Source organism: Microbacterium sp. LWO12-1.2 (assembly GCF_040675875.1).
GTDB lineage: Bacteria > Actinomycetota > Actinomycetes > Actinomycetales > Microbacteriaceae > Microbacterium.
Window position 1 is genome coordinate 3,834,996 of sequence record NZ_JBEGII010000001.1, and the last position, 15,711, is coordinate 3,850,706.

General features: G+C 67.0%; 17 protein-coding genes. 16 read left to right on the forward strand and 1 reads right to left on the reverse strand.

Features of this window, described 5'->3' with window-relative positions; translation table 11 throughout:
• Positions 1 to 18 precede the first annotated feature (18 nt).
• From MRBLWO12_RS18290 to MRBLWO12_RS18365, 16 genes are all read left to right on the forward strand, one after another.
• Entirely contained in the window at positions 19 to 4,530 is a 4,512-nt protein-coding gene (locus MRBLWO12_RS18290) for an FtsK/SpoIIIE domain-containing protein (protein WP_363558076.1), read from the forward strand.
• 124 nt (positions 4,531 to 4,654) lie between these two features.
• The gene (locus MRBLWO12_RS18295; protein ID WP_055869603.1) at positions 4,655 to 4,990 is read left to right on the forward strand and encodes a hypothetical protein; all 336 of its coding nucleotides are present in this window, start codon (positions 4,655 to 4,657) and stop codon (positions 4,988 to 4,990) included.
• A gap of 1 nt (position 4,991) precedes the next feature.
• Positions 4,992 to 6,254: a hypothetical protein gene (locus MRBLWO12_RS18300; protein ID WP_363558078.1), complete on the forward strand. Its 1,263-nt coding sequence runs from the start codon at positions 4,992 to 4,994 to the stop codon at positions 6,252 to 6,254.
• The gene (locus MRBLWO12_RS18305) at positions 6,254 to 6,802 is read left to right on the forward strand and encodes a hypothetical protein (protein WP_055876738.1); all 549 of its coding nucleotides are present in this window, start codon (positions 6,254 to 6,256) and stop codon (positions 6,800 to 6,802) included. Before MRBLWO12_RS18300 ends, MRBLWO12_RS18305 begins: the two co-directional genes overlap by 1 nt.
• Positions 6,789 to 7,406 (forward strand): hypothetical protein, encoded by a 618-nt coding sequence (locus MRBLWO12_RS18310; protein WP_055869612.1) that lies wholly within the window; start codon positions 6,789 to 6,791, stop codon positions 7,404 to 7,406. The genes MRBLWO12_RS18305 and MRBLWO12_RS18310 overlap by 14 nt, the downstream gene beginning before the upstream one ends.
• Positions 7,407 to 7,411: 5 nt before the next feature.
• On the forward strand, positions 7,412 to 8,278 hold the full coding sequence (locus MRBLWO12_RS18315) for a hypothetical protein (protein WP_363558081.1): 867 nt from the start codon (positions 7,412 to 7,414) through the stop codon (positions 8,276 to 8,278).
• 125 nt (positions 8,279 to 8,403) lie between these two features.
• Positions 8,404 to 8,691: a WXG100 family type VII secretion target gene (locus MRBLWO12_RS18320; protein WP_052678951.1), complete on the forward strand. Its 288-nt coding sequence runs from the start codon at positions 8,404 to 8,406 to the stop codon at positions 8,689 to 8,691.
• Between the two features lie 86 nt (positions 8,692 to 8,777).
• Positions 8,778 to 9,113, forward strand: coding sequence for a hypothetical protein (locus MRBLWO12_RS18325; RefSeq protein ID WP_363558083.1), 336 nt, complete (start codon positions 8,778 to 8,780; stop codon positions 9,111 to 9,113).
• Positions 9,110 to 10,357, forward strand: a complete 1,248-nt coding sequence (locus MRBLWO12_RS18330; RefSeq protein WP_363558085.1) for a hypothetical protein — start codon at positions 9,110 to 9,112, stop codon at positions 10,355 to 10,357. The genes MRBLWO12_RS18325 and MRBLWO12_RS18330 overlap by 4 nt, the downstream gene beginning before the upstream one ends.
• Positions 10,358 to 10,376: 19 nt before the next feature.
• Positions 10,377 to 10,880: a hypothetical protein gene (locus MRBLWO12_RS18335; protein ID WP_363558087.1), complete on the forward strand. Its 504-nt coding sequence runs from the start codon at positions 10,377 to 10,379 to the stop codon at positions 10,878 to 10,880.
• Positions 10,880 to 11,458: a hypothetical protein gene (locus MRBLWO12_RS18340; protein ID WP_363558089.1), complete on the forward strand. Its 579-nt coding sequence runs from the start codon at positions 10,880 to 10,882 to the stop codon at positions 11,456 to 11,458. The genes MRBLWO12_RS18335 and MRBLWO12_RS18340 overlap by 1 nt, the downstream gene beginning before the upstream one ends.
• Positions 11,455 to 12,015, forward strand: a complete 561-nt coding sequence (locus MRBLWO12_RS18345) for a hypothetical protein (RefSeq protein ID WP_363558091.1) — start codon at positions 11,455 to 11,457, stop codon at positions 12,013 to 12,015. The genes MRBLWO12_RS18340 and MRBLWO12_RS18345 overlap by 4 nt, the downstream gene beginning before the upstream one ends.
• A gap of 112 nt (positions 12,016 to 12,127) precedes the next feature.
• On the forward strand, positions 12,128 to 12,415 hold the full coding sequence (locus tag MRBLWO12_RS18350; RefSeq protein WP_052678951.1) for a WXG100 family type VII secretion target: 288 nt from the start codon (positions 12,128 to 12,130) through the stop codon (positions 12,413 to 12,415).
• An 84-nt stretch (positions 12,416 to 12,499) separates the two neighbouring features.
• Complete coding sequence (locus tag MRBLWO12_RS18355) at positions 12,500 to 12,793, forward strand: hypothetical protein (protein ID WP_363558093.1); 294 nt, start codon at positions 12,500 to 12,502, stop codon at positions 12,791 to 12,793.
• Positions 12,790 to 14,454 (forward strand): alpha/beta hydrolase, encoded by a 1,665-nt coding sequence (locus tag MRBLWO12_RS18360; protein ID WP_363558095.1) that lies wholly within the window; start codon positions 12,790 to 12,792, stop codon positions 14,452 to 14,454. Before MRBLWO12_RS18355 ends, MRBLWO12_RS18360 begins: the two co-directional genes overlap by 4 nt.
• 70 nt (positions 14,455 to 14,524) lie before the next feature.
• Positions 14,525 to 15,172 (forward strand): hypothetical protein, encoded by a 648-nt coding sequence (locus MRBLWO12_RS18365; RefSeq protein WP_363558097.1) that lies wholly within the window; start codon positions 14,525 to 14,527, stop codon positions 15,170 to 15,172.
• A gap of 14 nt (positions 15,173 to 15,186) precedes the next feature.
• Here MRBLWO12_RS18365 and MRBLWO12_RS18370 read toward each other — a convergent pair whose 3' ends face one another.
• On the reverse strand, positions 15,187 to 15,663 hold the full coding sequence (locus MRBLWO12_RS18370; protein ID WP_363558099.1) for a dehydrogenase: 477 nt from the start codon (positions 15,661 to 15,663) through the stop codon (positions 15,187 to 15,189).
• Between the last annotated feature and the right edge of the window lie 48 nt (positions 15,664 to 15,711).

A 15,711-nucleotide genomic window follows, 5' to 3' on the forward strand; every position in this document is an offset into this window, starting at 1 on the left:
GCGCGGTGAGGATGGACGATGAGAGTCAAGCTGACCCTGCGTCGCCCCGCAGCTCCCCTGACCGATGTGGTGGTGATGGCGGACTCGACGGCGACGATCGCCGATGTCGCACGCCAGATCGCGACGACCGATCCACTGCGCAGCATCGCGGCAGCCCCCGCCGACGTGCTCACGCTGTCGGTGGCGCCGCCGACGAGCGACCAGACGACCATGCTCAACCCCGACCTGCTCGTGGGCGATGCGCCGATCGGCTCCGGCTTCCTCGCCGAGGTCGTCAACGTCGGCCCCCACCGCGCTTCCGTCGGCACCATCGGCGCCCGCCCCGCCGCACTGCTCAGCGTCGTGTCCGGCCCCGCATCCGGGCAGGAGTTCCCCCTGCCCATCGGTCACTTCCTGATCGGGCGCGATGCGGCGAACGACGTCACCGTGGCTGATCCGCTGGTGTCGAAGCGGCACGCCCGCATCGAGGTCGCATCGACCTTCGTCGAGCTGGTCGACCTCAACTCCGCCAACGGCATCCTGGTCGACGGCGGGCTCGTGCAGCGTCTGCGCGTGATCCCCGGCCAGCGATTCACGCTGGGTGACTGCGAATTCGTCGTGCACCTGGTCAGCGATTTCGACGGTTCGGCCGACGGCGACCCCGTGCTCGAACGCGGCGGGGCGCTCATGTTCAACCGCAGCCCGCGGGTCGAAGAACGGTTCACGGGTGAGGAGCTCGACGAGCCGCGCTACCCCCGCGACCAGCCGTCGCGCCTGTTCCCCTGGCCCATGCTGGTCGCCCCGATCCTGCTCGCCGTGACGATGTTCAGCATCACGCAGCGTCCGGCCTCGCTCCTGATCGCCGCCGCTTCGCCCATGATGATGTTCGGCAACTTCATCTCGCAGAAGACGAACATCGGCCAGCGTCTGCGCAAGGAGGTCGAGTCCTTCGAGGAGCAGTTCGAGCGGCTCGAGGAGAAGCTCTACCACTCGCACCCCAAGGAACGTGAGGTGCGGCAGAACGAGGTGCCCGCGGTCGCTGTGGTCTTCGATGAGGCCATGCGCCTGGGCCCGCTGCTGTGGACGCGCCGGCCCGAGCACTGGAACTTCCTCGCGATGCGGCTGGGCGTGTGCGAGAGCGAGGCGCGCACGCGCATCAAGCGCACCGAGACGCCCGAAGCGCTCGTCGAATACGTCGAGCGCGTCGACCGCCTGGAAGAGCGCTACCGGATGATCGCCGATGTACCGATCCTGGAGTCGCTCCAGAGCGTCGGCTCGATCGGCGTCGCCGGCCCCACCTCGCTCGCGAGCGACGCACTGCGGGGGATCGCGGTGCAGCTGTTCGGCACGCACTCCCCGAACGAGCTCGTCACGGTCGCGCTCACCGAGCCGGGCTGGGCCAACGAGTTGGACTGGCTCAAGTGGCTGCCGCACACCTCCAGCGAGCGGAACCCGTTCAAGGACATGCCGCTGGCGGATTCCGCGTCCACCGGCACGGCGCTGCTGAGCGGTCTCGAGGAGATCGTGCTGCGACGTTCGCGCGAGTCGAAGTCCGCGCGTCCGCCGTACGGTGCCGACTGGGATCCGATGCGCTACGGCACCGACGTCAAGCGCGCGGCCGAGGACGCCACCTTCCCCGGTCAGACCGCGATCGTGGTCATCGTCACCAACGACGCCCCCGTCGACCGCGCACGGCTGACCCAGATCCTGGAGCGCGGCGCCGACGTCGGCGTGTACGCGCTCTTCGTGGCCCCCGTTGTCGAGGCTCTGCCCGCTGCCTGCCGCACGTTCGTCGATGTCGGCAAGGGCCTCGACGACGCCGTCGTCGGCACGGTCCGCAGCGGTGTCGATTACCGCGGCGTCCAGGTCGAGGGCGTCTCGCACGCCTACATGATGATGTTCGCGAAGCGCTTGGCGCCGGTCGTCGACTCGAGCACCGTGATCGAGGATGCCTCCGACATCCCGAACTCGGTCAGCTTCCTCTCCCTCGTCGGCACCGAGATCGCGGACGACGCGAACGCGGTGATCGACCGCTGGCGTCAGAACAACACGATCATCGACCGCTCCGGAGCACCCCAGTCGCGGCTCAAGAAGGCCGGCAACCTGCGAGCGATCATCGGGCAGTCGCAGACGGATGCCATGACCCTCGACCTGCGTCTGCAGGGCCCGCACGCCCTGGTCGGAGGAACGACCGGTGCGGGCAAGAGCGAGTTCCTGCAGGCCTGGGTGCTCGGCATGGCCGCGGCGCACAGCCCCGACCGCGTCACGTTCCTGTTCGTCGACTACAAGGGCGGATCCGCGTTCGCGGACTGTGTCGACCTGCCGCACACCGTGGGACTGGTCACCGACCTCAGCCCCCACCTCGTGCGGCGTGCGCTCACGAGCCTGCGCGCCGAGCTGCATCACCGCGAGCACCTCTTCAACCGCAAGAAGGCGAAGGACCTGCTCGAGCTCGAGAAGCGCCGCGACCCCGAGACACCGCCCGCGCTCGTGCTCGTGATCGACGAGTTCGCCGCGCTCGCCGGAGAGGTGCCGGAGTTCGTGGACGGCGTGGTCGACATCGCCCAGCGCGGTCGCTCCCTCGGCATCCATCTGATCATGGCGACACAGCGTCCGGCCGGTGTCATCAAGGACAACCTCCGCGCGAACACCAACCTGCGCGTGGCGCTGCGCATGGCCGACGAATCGGACTCCAAAGACGTCGTGGACGATCCGGTGGCGGCGACCTTCTCGCCCTCGCTGCCCGGTCGCGGCATCGCGAAGACCGGACCAGGGCGGCTCGTGCCGTTCCAGTCCGCCTACGCGGGTGGCTGGACGACCGAAGAGGCGCAGGTCGCCGAGGTCAAGGTCGCCGAACTCCGCTTCGGCTCGATCCAGACGTGGGAGGCCGAGCAGGCGCCGGAGTCCGACTCGCATGACGAGGACCTCGGCCCCAACGACCAGAAGCGCATCGTCGCGACCCTGGTGACCGCGGCACGTCAGGCGCGCATCCCCGCTCCTCGTCGTCCCTGGCTCGACGACCTCGAGGGCGCCGTCGACATCCGCGATCTGCCCGTCCTCGGTGACGGACAGGTGCTGCTCGGCAAGATGGACGTCCCGGAGCGACAGCTCCAGGAACCCGCGTACTTCCATCCGGACAAGGACGGCTCGCTGCTGGTCTACGGCACCAGTGGATCGGGCAAGTCGACCGTGCTGCGAACGATCGCGATCGCCGGGGGCTTCGATCCGGCGCACTCGAACGTCGAGGTGTACGGACTCGATTTCGGATCCGGATCGCTCAAGAGCCTCGAGGTGCTTCCGCACGTCGGTTCGGTCATCTCCGGCGACGACTCCGAGCGCGTGCAGCGCGTTCTCCGCTCGCTCGCCAAGGTGCTCGACGACCGCGGCAAGCGCTTCAGTGCGGCGAACGCCTCCAGTCTCACCGAGTACCGTGAGATCACCGGACGGGACGAGGCGCGCATCCTGTTCCTGATCGACGGGTTCCCGCAGTTCCGGGCGGAGTGGGAGTCGACCACGGCGCGCATGCCGTTCTACCAGACCTTCATGCGCATCCTCGGCGAGGGGCGTCCGCTCGGCGTACACGTGATCGCGAGCGCCGACCGCTCGGGCTCAGTGCCCACTGCGGTCAGCGCGAACGTCTCGCGGCGTGTGGTGCTGCGCCTCTCCGACGAGTCCGGTTATGCGATGCTCAACGCTCCCAAGGACGTGCTGGACGAGCGCTCGGCTCCGGGCCGCGCGATCGTCGATGGGCGGGAGACCCAGATCGCGACGCTCGGCGGCACTCCGAACGTCGCGGAGCAGACCAAGCTCCTCGAGAAGCTCGCCGAGTCGCTGCGCGAAGCCGGGGCTCGTGAGGTGCCGGAGATCGGCGCACTCCCCACTCGCCTGTCGGTGCGCGACCTGCCCGATCGACTGGGCGAGTTCCCGGTGCTCGGCGTCGCGGAGGACACTCTGGCCGCCCGCGACTTCGATCCGGTCGGCACGTTCGTCGTGGCGGGGCCGCCCTCGTCGGGCAAGACCAACGCCCTCAAGGCCATCATCACCTCGATGCGTCGGCTCGACCCGCAGATCAAGCTCTTCCACTTCGGCGGGCGGCGGGCGCAGCTCAAGGACTACGTCGAGTGGACCCGCAGTGCGGTGACCCCGGAGGACGCCAAGGAACTGGCCAAGGAGATCACCGAGATCGCCACCGACGAGACGTTGGGCGTGCGTCTGCTCGTCGTCGTCGAGGATGTCCCGCAGTTCGCGGACAGCCCGGCGGAGCGCGAGATGAAGGCTCTGTTCCAGGCGATCAACCGCAGCGACCACCTTCTCATCGGCGACGCCGACGTGACTCAGGTGACCAGCGGGTTCGGTTTCATCGCGGACTTCAAGGCCGGCCGCAAGGGCATCATCCTCAAACCGGATGCCTTCGACGGCGATGCCGTGTTCAAAGTGCCGTTCCCGAAGGTCAAGCGCACGGACTTCCCGGAGGGGCGAGGGATCTTCGTGCAGGCGGGCCGTCAGGTCACGGTCCAGCTGCCGTTGGTGGAGGCGGAGAGGAAGGCATGACCCGATGGGGAGTTGTGCCCATCGTGGAACCCGCCGGTTCTCCTTAGGGTGGGGAGGGTCGTGATGAGAGCCGACGCGCACGCAGTGGTCAGAAGTCGATCGGTGGAATCGAGGAGGTATCGTCGTGGGAACTGACATCAACATCCCCATGTCGCAGCTGGAGCAGTTGAACACGTCGTTGGGCAACATCATCAAGGAGTTCGAGAGCGCCGGTACACGCAGCGACGCCCTGGAATCCGCGATCGGCGCCCCGCACGGCGAGACGGCCCTGCGCAGCGAGATCAGCCGCTTCGAAAGCGACTGGAACGACAAGCGCGACACCCTGAAGTCGAAGCTCGAGAGCGCGAAGGAGCGGGTCGTCGACTTCGCCACGGCGTGGACGGACTTCGACCTCGAGGCGGCGAAGAACCTCGACACCACCGAGAACCCGCCGCAGGTCGAACCGAACGGGGCACGCTGACATGGACAGGACACCCACCGCAGGCAAGCAGTACGAGATCATCCCGATCGAGGGGGAGGCCCCCGCGATCGAGCTCCGTGGGATCGAGATCGAGAGTCTCGGCGACCAGATGCTGGCCGCCGCAGATCTGCTCGCCACGATCGACCTGGGCGCCGAGTGCCGGGGGAAGAGCCTCGATGCCTTGAAGGGCGACGTCACCGACGTCAAGGATGATCTGCGCAAGGCGGGCGAGCGATACCAGCCGAGCGGCACGCACATCATCGAGTACGCACGGACACTCGAAGGCGTGAAGTCGACTCTGAGCACGCTGATCCCCGACCTCGAGGATCTCTGGAACGCCTATCAGACCACCGCCGGCAGCTACGAGGACGACTCGAAGCTCCCGGAGCCCGCAGAGGGCGAATCCACGGATGACCGCACGTCGCTCGCCGACGTCGACGGCGACCACGATGCCTGGAAGGCCAAGGCCGTCGAATACGAGGGCGTGTACGACACGTGGTGGGAGGCCTACGAGCGGGCCAGGGCGGGCATTCAGACCGCGAACGACGAGGGCGTCAAGGACTCGTGGTGGGATGACCAGCTGCCCTGGCTGGAGACTCTCGGCACGATCCTCTCCTACGCGGGCATCGTGCTCGCGGTGGCGGCGTGCATCATCGGCGGTCCTTTCATCCTCGCGGCGGCGATCATCGGCCTGGCCGCACTCGCCGTCACGGTGTGGAAGGTCAGCTGCGGCCGCGGCAACGGATGGGACATCGCGATGGCGGCCGTCGGCGTGTTCCCGTTCGGCAAGGCGTTCGCGCTCGTCAAGGGCTTCAAGGCTGCTCCGGGACTGGCGTCGCTCGGTCGGGGGCTGCTCGGCATGGGTGGCGATATGGTCGGTGCCGGATGGCGTGGCGGGTCGAGATTGACGGGTGTGCTCGCCGAAGGCAACCTCGGTCAGGTCTTCCATGCCGGTGGTGCCGTCAACCGCAACGGCACCGCAGTCATGCGGAACTTCTTCAACGGACTCGAGTCGCCGTCGATGCTCAGCCGGCTGCTCCGCGGCAGCGAAGGTTCGTGGGCCGGTGCGATCGGCGACGGCGCCTCCGGTCTCTCGAACGCGGCCTTCAACAACCTTCGGTCGTTCCTCGGCAACACGCCGAACGGCAGCGTCATGGATGACATGCTGTCCGGCGGCAATGCCGCGCTCGACTTCCTCGACAACCTGGGTAAGGCCGGAGCGGGCTTCGCCTATGACAGGACGACGAGCGGGTGGGGATTCTGATGCGGAGCATCGAGGTCGACATCGACGATCGCTGGTTGCTGCCGGTTCCCTCCGACGTGGATCCGGGAGTCTGGGCGCGCGAGAAGGTCGCGACGCTGCAGTCCGAGCCGGAGCGCGACCCCGAGGAGACCGTCGAGGCACTCATCTCCCTCACCGCGAGCGCGGATCCGACAGCGTTCGCCACGCTGCTGTTCTGCCCTGACGGCCTGCCAGGACGCGCACTCGTGGCGATCTACGCCACGGAGAGCGATCTCGCCTCCCTCGACGACCTGCCGGAGCTCGCACCCGCCGCGCTTCCGCGGCAGGTCCTGCCGTTGCGCGAGCACGATCCCGCAGTGGGTCGGGTCATCTCCACGATCACCCAGGTGCCGGACGTCGGCATCCTGGGAACGCTGCACTACGAACTGCTGCGCGACGGCGCACTGCTGGAGGTCGTCGTGACCAGTCCGAGTCTGCCCCACCTCGGTGTGGGGATGCCGGTGTTCGAAGAGCTCATCGAGCGGATCGTCGTCGCACCGATCGGATCGGGTCAGCATGTCGCTGCGTGAGGAACTGCTCGGTCTCTCCTCGGGAACGCCGCGCTTCCGGATCCTGCTCCCTGCGGAGTGGGCGAGTTGGCCGGTGACCCCGGAGCTGGGAGCACAGCTCGAGCAGCGCACCCGGCCGGCCTTCGCCCGAGCAGGTCGGCCTGACCTCGACGGCATGTTCACCTCGCAGCTCAACAGTGCGATGAAGGGGCTGGCCGAAGCGGGTGCGAAGTACGTGTTCCTCCCTTCGGAAAGGACTCCAGGAAAGGATCCACTCGCGCTGTCGATGATCGCGACGTTCATCGATTCGCCCGACGGCCCTCTCGACGCATGGGTCACGTCGCGGATCCGCGACGGTGCCGAGCTGCTCGACACGGAGGGGCGGATCGTCTACTGGCGGGACCGCAGGGCCGGACTCGACGATGAGACGCATCGCGCGCAGAGCATCTACGTGATCTCGGTGCCGGGCACGAACCGCCGGAAGGCGCTCATGCTCACGGGCAGCACGATCGTCGGTGCCGAGACGGCGGACGACGACGAGTACGCTGTCGCCGTGCGAATGATCTTCGATGCGATGGCATCAACCGTGACCTGGGTGGCCGACGACGTGGATACCGACGAGTGAAGCCTGTGATCCGTCTCTCCGGAGACGACGCCGCGGTTCGGGTGGTCGGAACGGAAGCCGTGAAGGCGCTTCGTGCGGATCCGCAGACCGCGTCCGCGCTGTTCAGTCGGCTCTGGAAGCTGCATCTGCGTCGCGCGCGGTTCGTGACCAGTGCGGGTGCGCCTCCGGTGTCAGCGGCGGGGGCATCACCGGAGCGCGAGTTCGGCACGGCCTATCGCGTGATCTGGGGAGTGCTGCTCGGTATCGGACTCGTCGCCGCTCTGGTGCAGGCCGTGATGCTCGGACCTGCTGATCGAAGGAACTCGTTCACAGACCCGAGCACCGCGCTCTCGGTTGCTCTCGTCGCCGGCGTGATCGCGCTCCCTGTACTGCTGATCGTGCTGATGCTACGCGTGCCCGATCCGAAGAGCGCGCGGACGGGCGAGACCCTCGCGGTGCTGGTCGGAGTGATCTGCGCGGGCATCCTGATCTTCCGCCTGGCGGTCGGCGGCGGTGACGGGCGTGGCTTCGCCCCGCAGGACCTCGCGGTCTGGCTGCCGATGACCGCGGTGAGCGTGCTGTTGATCATCGGCATCGCCGTGCGCAGCGACCTGGTGCGCCGGCGCTCCGCGGTTCCTGCATCTGTCGGGCCGTCGCGACCGCAGACGGACTCCGTTCGGGAGATGCGTCGGGAGGCGGAATGGGCGGCATCGTCCACCCGACAGGACGCGTCGACGAAGGCCGACTGGCTGGCGCGGCTCGATCAGCTGGCGGAGCGCGGTGTCGATGCCGGCAGTGTCGCCCAGGCGCGGACGATGACACCGGCCGCATGGCTCACGTGGCTCGCCTATGACGGCGAGATCGACATCGCCGGCGTCATCCCGCGCCCCTGACGCTCGTCGGGCGCTGCAGTGGGGATGGGGAGTTGTCCCCATCGACGGCCCTGATGGTTTGTCCTTAGGGTGGAGTTATCAGGGCCGGAGTGGTCCGATCCAAACGATTTCCGGAGGTGTGGACGATGGCCGATTTCGGTGCGTCTTATGCAGAGATGGAGCAGGTGGCGTCGTCGCTGTCGCAGGCTCGTGATGACATTCAGGGGCAGTTGGACACACTGAAGGGTCAGGTCGACACTCTTCTGGGTGATGACTTCAAGACGCAGCACGCGTCGGGCAAGTTCGGTGAGGGGTACACGGAGCTGACGACGGGTCTGAAGACCGCGGTCGACGGTATCAACGACATGTCCGAGTCGCTGCTGGGCATGATGCGTGCGATCCAGGACCTGGACCAGCAGCTCGCCGGCAGCTGACACACGCGGCATTCTGACTCGAAAGGGGTCGGCGGGATCCGTCGGCCCCTTTTCTCTCATCATCCCCGCTGGAGAAGATACTCGCGATGGACATCATGCTCGATCTGGACCGACTTCGCCTGACGAAGACCGGCCTGACATCCTCGGTTGACGCCTTCGAATCGGCGGCTCAGACCAACGATGCGCTGGAGAGCGCAGTCGGCAAGCCGGACGGACGTTCCGAACTGCGGCAGAAGGTCTCCGACTTCGAGGACGACTGGAAGTCGAACCGCGGCAAGCTGCAGAAGAATCTCGACGAGATCCTCACCCAGCTCACCGGGATCATCGATGGCTGGGAGCAGTGGGACACCGAGACCGCGAACGGCTTCGAGAACCCGACGAGTACGGCAGACGTCTCCGTTGGAAAGGCCACGCGACGATGAGGTCTCCGTTCACCCAGCACGAACTGCGACCGCTCGAAGGAAACCCGTCCGTGATCTGGGCTGACGGCGACGGGTTCGTGAAGCTCGCCGTCACGATGTCCGAGACGGCGGTGCTGCTCACCGAGATCGGCGACTCCGGCGTCCACAAGAGCAAAGGTACGGACAAGCTCGGTGACATGGCGCGGGAGTCGTCGAGCGACCTGTCCGATGCGGCGGTGCGCTACGAGGGCACGGGCAAGGCGCTGCGTACCTATGCGGAGGCGTTGCAGACCGCGCAGAACTGGCTCGACCTTCACCTCCACGAGGTCGAGCGCGCGGAGAGGGACTATCAGACCGCGCTCGAGGAGAAGGAGACGGCTGACCGGAATCAGGCCTCGGTCGATCATCAGTGGCCGTGGGAAGACGAGCCTACGCAGGCGGACAAGGAAGCGGCATCCGGTGCCGTCGATGCGGCGAACACCTCGCTCACCGGAGCGAAGACCGATCGCGACGCCCAATGGCACAGCTTCGATCACGTCTTCGACGCATGGTCCGATGCGTATGACGATGCCGTGGAGGGCGTGCAGAAGGCCATGGACACGGCCGACAACGGCGATGGATTCTGGGGATTCGTCGACGACCTCCTCACGGTCATCGCCGTCGTTCTGATCGTTCTCACGATCGTCGCGCTGATCATCGGGGCCCCGTTCACGGGTCTCTTGGCGGGGGTGCTCCTCGGACTCACCCTCCTCAGCCTCGGTCTCACGGCGCTCAAGTATGTCGATGGTCGTGCGACGCTGGGGGATGTCGGGCTCGCCGCTCTCGGTCTGCTGCCGTTCGGGATCGGGCGGGTGCTCTCGAAGGGCGTCCCCGCGCTCGGCGCCGTCCTCAGCGGCGGAAGGGGCGTCGTCACCTCGGTGATCCGCGCGGGTCTTCCGCGCGTGCGGCTCTTTCATCCGTCCACCTGGGCGACACCGTTCCAGTGGCTCACAGCACCGATCCGTTCGATGTCCAACCTGCCCAGGCCGGGTCTGTTCGTCAACCCGCTGAGGACGATCGTCAACGGCGGTCCCGAGGTGCAGCAGATGCAGCGATTCCTCACGACGATGCACAACTCGCCGTGGGGGACGAATCCGGCCGTGCAGCAGTTCATCGCGCAGACCGCGACGAGCCTCCCCGGGACCTTCCGACAGTTCCTCAACGCGGTCACCTGGACCGGTTCCGCGGGGCTGACCGGCTACGGTGCCGCCACGGCGCCGTGGTGACCGGCATAGGCTGTCATTCATGTCATCCCGTCGTTCCCGGTTGCAGAAGCGCTTCACGACGATCTATCTGCTGCTGAGGATGCTGCAGGCCGCCGTGCTGATCGTGTTCCTGCTCGGGTCCTTGGCGCTCTCCGGGGGTCAGGTCGCCGCGAGCGGTGCGCCGATGTGGGGTGCTGTCGTGGACTTCCCGTTGTTCCGGTTGCCCGGTTGGCTCTTGCTGGCCGTGTCCGTGGTCGGTGTTCTTCTCGTGATCCCGGTCGTGGCTCTGGCGAGACTGGCGGACGCCGGACGCGTGGTCGGGGCCTTCTCGGCGACGGCGGCGGCGACGGCGGCATCGTTCTTCTTCGCATGGTCTCAGCCGCAGACCACACCAGATGACTCCACGTTGCGCTGGGCGGCCGCCATCACCGACGGCGCGGTCCTTCTGATCCTCCTTGTGATCGCTGGAACCGTCGCCGCGCTCGCGGATCGCGAGCGGTCTCGGACCGGCGTCCCGGTGTGGACCCCTGGTCAGGACAGCTGATGACCGACGACGAGCCCGGCGGATTCAGCATCCTCTTCCCTCCGGGATGGACACGGTACTTCATCGATGATGAGGGGCGAAAAGCCCTGGCCACGCGGATGTCGTCGCAGATCCGTGCTCTCGGTCGCCCCGATATCGACGTCGAGGCACGGATGCTGATCAGCCGGCAATGGAAGCAGATGCGGGCGCGGAACGTCGGAGCGGTCTACCTTCCCGATGCGGCGGGGATCGACTCGACACCCCTGCCGATGTCGTTCGCGTTGATTCAACATGTCGCTCGTCCTGGGGCCGATTTCGAGTCGGCGTTCCGTGACATGGCGAGTGGGAGCGTCGAAGCGTTCGACACGACGATCGGTCGGATCTTGCGGGCCGAGAGCGAGCGCCGCGGCACAGACGAGCTCGCGGAGGTGATCGGGCGGCAGATCGACTACGGCATCGCGCTTCCGAACCCGCGAGACCGTCGCGGCATGATCATCTCGACCTCCATCACCACCCTCGAAGACACAGGGCCCGATCTGGTGAAAGGCCTGATCGAGCTCAGCGACACGATCGTCGAGACGTTCCGGTGGCGTGCGTGAGCGGCTACCGGGTGCGGCCTGACCAGACAGCCTGGCTGACGCTTCCGCTCGCGTTCCCGTGGAACGATTTCGTCGATGACGTGTCCTGGGCCGCCGAGGTGGCCGACGACCGCGCCAGTGCGGACGCTCCCGCGGCCGTCCGCACGGCGATCGCGGAGAGTGCGCTCGCTCTCGTGCGCGCCGAGCCGCCACTCCCCGGAGTGCGGGAGCGATTCTGGTGGCTGCCTTCGATCGGTGGAGCGGTCGTCGTCGCTCATCTGACGGCTGTCGAACTCGACGAGTCGTTGTACGAGCAGCCCCTCGAATCCTTCGTCTTCCTCGGTGCGGGAGGGATGGTCCAGAACATCACCGAGGTCGAGGGAACCTCGTTCGACACGGCTGTCGACAGCGTGCTGCTCGTCGCAGTCGACGATTCGACCATCGCGCTGAGGCGGCTGCTCGGACGGAGTGCGCGGATGCTGCTCATGCTCGATGTGTTCGTCGATGACGGCGGCGCGCTCCATGAGGCGCAGCACGACATCTCAGCGCTCTTCGCTGCGATCGAAGTGGTGGACTGACCGCGGCCGGGATGGGGACTTGTCCCCATCGACGAGCGCGGTCTTTTGTCCGTAGGGTGGAGTTATCCGGGCCGGAGTGGTCTGGTTCAAACGATTTCCGGGGGTGTGGACGATGGCCGATTTCGGTGCGTCTTATGCAGAGATGGAGCAGGTGGCGTCGTCGCTGTCGCAGGCTCGTGATGACATTCAGGGTCAGCTGGACACGCTGAAGGGTCAGGTCGACACCCTTCTGGGTGATGACTTCAAGACGCAGCACGCGTCGGGCAAGTTCGGTGAGGGATACACGGAGCTGACCACGGGTCTGAAGACCGCGGTCGACGGTATCAACGACATGTCCGAGTCGCTGCTGGGCATGATGCGCGCGATCCAGGACCTGGACCAGCAGCTCGCCGGCAGCTGAGTCACGGCACTGCAGGCAAGGGGCTGACAGGAGACTGTCGGCCCCTTTCCATCCACAAGTCCAGCATTCGTCGGGGGGCGAGCAATGAGCGATGTCGAGATCTTCTACGCTGAGCTGAATGACGCGTCCAGCGCGCTCACCACAGCGACCTACGAGGTCCTGATGGAGGCGGCGAACCTCATCGGCGAGGACACCGGGGTCGAGAATCCCGCGCAGCGTGCTGCGCTCCGTCTCGAGATGCACCGACGCCTCACCGCGCTGCACGATGCGGCGTACGACCGCAATGAAGCGGGCGATGCTCTGGCGGCCGCGATCTCCGCCATCGCGAACAAGTACACCGAGCTCGACACCGAGCTCACCGGCGGGGACCACTCATGACACTCACCTCGCCGAACCGCGGCTATCCGCTCGAACGCCTCGAGGGCAACAGCGGATCGATGGCGTACTGGAGCAGCCTGTTCACCCGGGTCGCGGATCGTCTCGGTGATCTGCGCACCGCCGTGCAGTCCGCCCACGACCTGCCCGGCCTCGGCAGGGCCGTCACCGCCGTGCGCACCGACGCGAGCGATCTCTCCGCGCTGCTTCCTGCGGACATCGCCGAGGCGCAGCTGCTCGCCGGAGTCATGCAGCGATACGCCGATGCCTTCGATGCCCACGCGAAGCCGGCGAACGATCTGATCGATGACATCGAGACCGCGCATGCGGAGTGGTCACGCCTGAACCTCGCCGCCGATCACGCCGGTCGTGCGGCGATGTCGGCCGCCTACGGCGATGACCAGGACAAGATCGACGACACGAACGACGCGGTGACCGAGGCGATCGGCGACCGGGATGCCGCCAAAGACGCGCTGGACGAGCTCTGGACACAGTACGAGGGCTATTACGGCGACTGGGACACCGCGTATGCTGCCGCGCTCTCGGAACTCGCCGGCGGCAGCGGGGCCGTGCTGACGAATGAGGCGCGCGATCTCCTCGACGCGCTGCTCGCGGCCACGAGTCCGGAAGACATCTACCGGCTCTGGCTGGAGAACCCCGAGCTGCAGGACGAGATCATCAAGAGTCATCCTGAGATCATCGGCAACCTCGACGGCATCCCCTGGGATGTGCGGGCGACGGTCAACAAGGCACGGCTGGATGAACTGCTCGAGACGGAGCCCGAGGGGCCGCATCGCGACGAACTCGAAGCGATCGTGCGAGCGCTGAACGCGGGTGGGACCCCGCCGCCGAATCTCATCAGCTTCGATCCGGACGGCTCGGAGCAGGTGACCGCCGCGATCGCGTACGGCGATCTGTCGACGGCATCCGAGATCAACACGCTCATCCCCGGCATGAAGGGGAACGTCGGCGATCTCCTCTCCTGGGGGGAGTCGGCGAGGGCGCTCAACGACTCGGTCGGTCCGGGGTCTGCCACCGTCGTGTGGTTCGGATACGACACGCCGGAGCTGCTGGAAGAGCCTGCGATGGACCGCGCGCAGGATGGTGCGGCATCGCTGCGTTCCTATCTGCTCGCGGTGCGCGCGCTTTCGCCCGACGCCGACGTCAACGTGATAGCGCATTCGTATGGCTCCACGACGGCCGCCCTCGCGATCGGTTCGCAGCCCGACGGGCTCGGTGTCACCTCGTTCATCGCGGTCGGCTCGGCCGGCTTCCCGAACGATCCGACCGTGGTCGAGAACCTCACCAACGGCAAGCCGCCGCAGATCTACGCGACGATCTCGGAAGACGACGCCGTCGCCAGGGTCGGTCGCGCCACTGCTCCCGGGCATCCTGTCAGCCCCGAGCGCCTACCGGGGACTACGGTGTTCGACAGCGATGGTGGTGTGAGCGCATCCGGGGAGAGTCTTCCCTCTGCGACCGGGCATGACGCTCTCGGTCCCGGCGCGTACCTCGAGCCGGGGTCCGAATCGTTCTACAACGTCTCGGAGATCATCCAGACCGGGCAGCCCGGTACTGAGCGCGGGGGCGAAGGAAGCACGCAGGGATTCTGGGATGCGAACAACTGGTGGATCAGCGATGAGTATGCGCTCATCGACTTCTAAGCGGATGGGACTGCGGATGCGCGCGAGATGGCAGCGCGGAGTGATGGCGGCAGTGGCCGTCGGATTGGTGATGACGATGACGAGCTGTGCCCCGGCGCCCGAGGGCGATGCGCTGTATCGCGACGGCGAGAAGAACTACGTCGCCTATGCCACGGTGATGCACTCCGTGATCATGGCGGTCCACGAGGGCGATTGGGCTGTGGATCAGGGGTCTTTCGGGGCGTCGCCGATTCCTTGCCGCATCAACGGCGAGCTGACGGGGTACACGTTCTCCTGGGCGCGGGTGCTCGAGCCTGCGGACGAGATCGATGTGGACGCGGTGGTCGCTGCCGCGACCAAAGCTTTCGAGGATGCAGGGGTGGAGGCCAGCACTGCCCGGTTCGGCGAGGGCGATCGGCAGGAGGTGAACGTCATCGGCACGGGCGGCGATGTCGGTCGCGGTGTCGTGACCATCCGTCCTGGTCGGAACCAGATTCGGGCTTCCGCGACGCCTGGTTGCATCCCCGGCGATGCGGCTGACCTCTCCGACATGGTCTTCGGCGGAGAGCTCGCCTATGACGGCGCGTCGTTGCGGTTCCCTGCGTTCGAGGGGCCGGACTGGCAGCCGCGGTTCTACTTCCCTGAGGAGGGGAGCCCCGTCTACTACAACGAAGACGGCACGCCGATCGAGCCGCAGCCGACGACGACCGAGTTCCCCGTGGCGCCCTACGGCGGCTGACGGGCCTGCCGGGTCTAGTGCGTCGCGGTGGCGTCGGCCAGGTGCCGCGCGTCGTGGCTGAGCACCTTCACGATGATGCCGTGGCGGCGCAGCTCGGCGGCCGTGCGAGCACCCTCATCGGCGTCGAGGCCGAGTGCCTTGATGTTCGCCACGACCACGACGTCACCGGTGCGCAGTGTCGAGATGAGGCGGGAGAGGCGGTCGTTCCAGCTCTCCAGGATGTCGGGTGCCGGGTGACGGAAGCCCTCGATCGGCACCCCGAACCGGGTGAGGTCGTCGCGCTGCTCGACGACCGACGGCATCCCCTCGCGGGCGACGACGAGGCCGACCAGGCGTGAGCCGTCGGGCCGCGCGATCCAGAAGTTCCGGTTCTGCTGCAGCTCGGTGAAGCACTTGGGGCACTGCGCCGCGTCGTGCGGCAGGTGCAGCGGGCTCGTCAGGGCGTCATCGACGGATGCCGCCACCTTCGTGGGATCGATCGTCTCGCTCATCGCGCACCTCCGCACCCATTCTGCCCTGTTCCGGTGCGGATGGGCGAC